This is a genomic window from Micromonospora sp. KC207 (assembly GCF_004348615.1).
Classification (GTDB): domain Bacteria; phylum Actinomycetota; class Actinomycetes; order Mycobacteriales; family Micromonosporaceae; genus Micromonospora.
Map to the genome: position 1 here is coordinate 1 of NZ_SMKJ01000619.1, position 922 is coordinate 922.

The 922-nt window shown below is 77.5% G+C and carries 1 pseudogene; it reads left to right on the top strand.

Annotation, left to right across the window (positions count from 1 at the left end):
- Positions 1–846, top strand: a pseudogene (locus E1258_RS35330) (hypothetical protein); the annotation flags it as partial.
- Positions 847–922 lie beyond the last annotated feature (76 nt).

A 922-nucleotide genomic window follows, 5' to 3' on the forward strand; every position in this document is an offset into this window, starting at 1 on the left:
GGATCGGGCGGCCTGCTGGCCGGGCCGGTGGCCGCCGTGGTGGTCGGCGCGTATGGCGCGCTGCTCGTGCGGGGGCTGGTCCGGAGACGGCTTGCCCGGCAGGCGGAACTCGCCTGTCGGCACGGGCTGGACCAACTCTGCGCCCTCGCCGCGGACCTGCGTGCCGGCGTGCCGGTGCTGACCGCCGCCGCGACCCTGACCTCGCCCCCAGTCGCGCCGCCGTCGTCGCCCGCGCCTCCGTTCCCGCTGTCGCTGGCCGCGTTGTCGTCCGCCGCGCCGCCGGGCGTTCCGCGCCCCGTCCCGATCGCCACCATCACCGCCCGCTCGACAGCACCCCTGCCAGCGCCCGGGTCCGCCCCGGACGTCGGCCGGTCCGGGGGGAGCGCCGGCCCGGATGTGGCCAGCACCGCGCCGGGCCTGCCTGGCGGGGACCCGCGCAGGTCCGAGCGGGGCGTCAGTCGGCAGCCCGTCGGCCTTGCGGCCGGCGCTTCCGACGATCCGGATCGGCTCCGCCAGTTGGCTCGGGCTGCGGTCCGGCTCGCCGACCGGACAGGGGCACCCCTGGCGGAACTGCTGGAACGAATCGAGGCCGACGCGCGGGCCGCCGACCGAGGGCTGGCCGCTGCGGCGGCGCAGGCGGCCGGAGCACGGGCCACCGCCTGGCTGCTCGCCGCTCTGCCGCTCGGCGGCATCGGGCTCGGGTACGGGGTGGGCGTCGACCCGGTCGCGGTGCTGCTGTACACCCCAGTCGGTGGCGGTTGTGCCGTGGCGGCCGTGGTCCTCCAGTTCGTTGGCCTGCTCTGGACGGAACGCCTCGGTGCGGCACCCGGCGGGAGCCGCTCATGACCCGTCAGGTGGTGGCCGCCGGTTGCCTCGTCGCCGCGGCGGTGCTTGCTCTGTCCATCGGTACGCGGACGGATGC